The sequence below is a fragment of the Peptoniphilus hominis (ex Hitch et al. 2025) genome (genome assembly GCF_040096015.1).
Lineage (GTDB): Bacteria > Bacillota > Clostridia > Tissierellales > Peptoniphilaceae > Peptoniphilus_A > Peptoniphilus_A hominis.
Map to the genome: position 1 here is coordinate 1 of NZ_JBBMFO010000057.1, position 2,872 is coordinate 2,872.

Sequence of the window (2,872 nt, forward strand, 5' to 3'; positions counted from 1 at the left end):
GAAAGTAATAAAATAATACCAGAACTAGTAAACTACCAGTCCTGGTATTAGGTCCAACTTTATGGGGTCACCACAAAGCTGATGTGGACTTTTTATGCAATAAATTATAAGTTATTTAAAATATCATGGTGACCTATATCGATTAAAAAAATAAGTTCGTCATCTTGGTAGAACCAAATAATTCTTATGTCCATATTGATTGATGATTCCCAAGTATTGTCTAAACCTTTAATTTTTTTAGTTCTTAGAGATGGGTGAGTAGGATTTTCTATAAAAATTTTTAATTTATTTTTAAACTGATTTTTTTCTGCGTTAGATAACTTTTTATAATGTTTTAAAAAATTTTTTGAATAGGTAATTTTAAAAGACATTATTTATCCAACTCTTCAAATAAAGAATCCAGAGAATCAAAAACTGGTTGCTGTCCATTTTTTATGTTTTCTTTAATTTCTTCCACAGATTCTTTTATATTTTCAATAACATGGCTGGGATAAATTGCAACGGGAACAAGTATTATTTTTCCATCGTCTTCAAGGATTTCAAACTGGTCGCCTTGACTTAATTTCATGGAATTAATAATATCCTTGGGTATAGTTACTTGTGACTTTGCTTTTAATTCAACTAACATGAGATCCTCCTTTGTTAGAAAATCATACTTTCTAACAAAATTATATTTCTGAAAATCTTATAAGTCAAGTAAAAAAATTTACAAAAAAATTTACAAGTAAAAAAAGACCAGCTCGTGAAATTATTTCATAAGCTGGCATCTTTTTACATATTATTTTTTAATTTTTCATTTAATCTTGCTATGTCCCTCTTGGCAAGTGTGTATTCAACAAACCAAATTACAAGATAGATTAAAAGGTAAATGCCAAGGAAGATGGCAAGGGACAAAGAGGACTTTTGGAACCAGTAGAGCTTGTAACCCACAAAAACCATGGTGGAAGCAGTTAAGAGAAAGTGAATGATGGTTCTTGTAAGTATTGACAATTTTTCTTCTTCAAAAATTTCAGAGGCAAAGCCAAAGACCATGCCAAGAAGTCCAGAAAGACAAATGGACAAAAAGCTTGCCGCAAAGACTGACTTAGAACTTTCTATTAAGCTTGGGTTTGCAATAGAAAAATCCCCATCAGTAAAAATATAGGACATAATTAGGGAAATGACAAGCAAAACAAATTCACAAACCAAAAGACCATTTACCATTCGACTAATAATTTTTTTCATAAAATCACCTCATATACCTAGAGTAGTTTTAATTTTTTTCACATATCTTCGAGATACGAAGGTCTTGGATTTATTTTTCATAGTGACAGAAATAGTTCCAGAGTAGGACAAGTCAAAGCTATCAACTAAGTTTAGGTTAATGAGTTCAGAGTTTGAAATCCTAACAAAATTTTTTGCCTTCAAAATTTCTTCCAGCTGATAAATTCTCTTTTTCACTAAATATTTTTCATGGAGAGATTCGGCAAAGACCCTTGAATCCTCTGTGTAAATCCTGTAAATTTTTGCAGGCTTTAAAATTTTTATCTTCTCATCAAGAAAACCAATTAACAAATTTTCAGAATTTTCTAGCACAAAGGACTTCAGCCTTAAAACTTCTTCTGTAACTTTGTCTGTGTAGACGAGAGCCTTGGGCGTCTTATAATTTTCATCAATTTTAATTTCAAAATCCATTTCTGACCTCCTTTACCTATAATATAAACCTTGGAAAGAAAAAGTAAATAAAACTTCTCTAAGTGGTTAAAAAATTTACCTAAGTGGCAAAAGAAAAAGTGCAGGAAGCTTCCCGCACTTAATCTAATAAAATTCCCCTTAAAAATCCGTGAAGGAGATGGTCGCCATTTTCGTCATAGACGTCAGAAACTATGTCGATAAAATTTTTGCCACGCTTATTTTCTACATTTTCAACAAGGTTTACACACTTAATTTTTCTTCCAGTGTAAGCCTTTTTTATAAAATCAAACTCCATGCGATACATCAAAATATCGTAGTCGCCGCCAATTTTATTAGTAAGACTTGCAGTTAAGAGACCCTGCAAGAGGTACTCGCCCTTATCGTTGGGACTTTCGTGGTGCTTGCCCCAGAAGTTTGCATTGGCTGCGTAGTCTCTCAAATCTTTTTCAGTAAAAACTCTTTCGTATATAACTTCGTCACCCTTATTTAATCTCATAAAAACACCTCATTCATAATATACCCAATAAATAAAATAAATTTGGGTAAAATAAAAGAGAGGTGTTAAAGTGAAAAAAATTTTATTATACGGATTAGAAGAAGAAAAGACAAAAATCACAGAAAAAGTGGCGAGAGAATTTGGCATTGAAATAAATAAAATCGCAAAAAATAATTTAGACAAAAAAGTTGGCCACCTCTTTGATTTAGATTTAAGAGAAAATGATATTGTTGAAGATGAAAATAAACTAATGGTATTTTCTGACTTCGACAGGAACATTTTGCAAGACTTTTTAATTGCCCTAAAAAAAGAGGGAGTAATGGTGGACCATAAGTGCGTCCTCACAGAGACTAATGCTAACTGGACATTTGCCTTTTTAATGGGTCACATTGCTGATGAGCACAGAGTTGTCACAAAATTTAGAGAGCTTGGTGGGCTGGTAAAAATTGCCTTAGATAGACTTGAAGATGACAAGGACGACGAACTCATGGACCTAGTAGAAAGAGCCATAGAAAATAAAAATAGGGAACTCGACGAGGAAAAACTTGACTCAGCCATAAAAGATTTGAGAGAAAAATTAAATATTAAGTAAAAGAGAAAAAGAAAAATATAATCGGTGCAAAATATGATGTGTACCCATAAAACTGGACACAATATTTAATTAACTAATTGTAGTGGATGTTAACCTATACTTTGTAGGTG

6 protein-coding genes are annotated in these 2,872 nt (G+C 31.9%); 1 reads left to right on the forward strand and 5 read right to left on the reverse strand.

Annotated features, from left to right (window positions below; translation table 11 throughout):
• Positions 1–104 precede the first annotated feature (104 nt).
• The 5 genes from WMO19_RS09595 to WMO19_RS09615 all read right to left on the reverse strand — a co-directional run bounded on the left by WMO19_RS09595 (position 105) and on the right by WMO19_RS09615 (position 2,170).
• Positions 105–371, reverse strand: a complete 267-nt coding sequence (locus tag WMO19_RS09595; protein WP_311566091.1) for a type II toxin-antitoxin system RelE/ParE family toxin — start codon at positions 369–371, stop codon at positions 105–107.
• Complete coding sequence (locus tag WMO19_RS09600) at positions 371–628, reverse strand: AbrB/MazE/SpoVT family DNA-binding domain-containing protein (protein WP_349171638.1); 258 nt, start codon at positions 626–628, stop codon at positions 371–373. The genes WMO19_RS09595 and WMO19_RS09600 overlap by 1 nt, the downstream gene beginning before the upstream one ends.
• Before the next feature lie 143 nt (positions 629–771).
• Positions 772–1,224: a DUF3021 domain-containing protein gene (locus WMO19_RS09605; RefSeq protein ID WP_349171640.1), complete on the reverse strand. Its 453-nt coding sequence runs from the start codon at positions 1,222–1,224 to the stop codon at positions 772–774.
• A gap of 9 nt (positions 1,225–1,233) precedes the next feature.
• A complete protein-coding gene (locus WMO19_RS09610; RefSeq protein ID WP_349171642.1) occupies positions 1,234–1,674 on the reverse strand; it encodes a LytTR family DNA-binding domain-containing protein in 441 nt (146 codons plus the stop codon).
• A 118-nt stretch (positions 1,675–1,792) separates the two neighbouring features.
• Complete coding sequence (locus WMO19_RS09615) at positions 1,793–2,170, reverse strand: hypothetical protein (protein ID WP_349171644.1); 378 nt, start codon at positions 2,168–2,170, stop codon at positions 1,793–1,795.
• Positions 2,171–2,240: 70 nt separating this feature from the next.
• On the opposite strand from WMO19_RS09615, the gene WMO19_RS09620 reads away from it, so the two are divergent.
• Positions 2,241–2,762, forward strand: coding sequence for a DUF3783 domain-containing protein (locus WMO19_RS09620; protein WP_349171646.1), 522 nt, complete (start codon positions 2,241–2,243; stop codon positions 2,760–2,762).
• Positions 2,763–2,872: the final 110 nt, after the last annotated feature.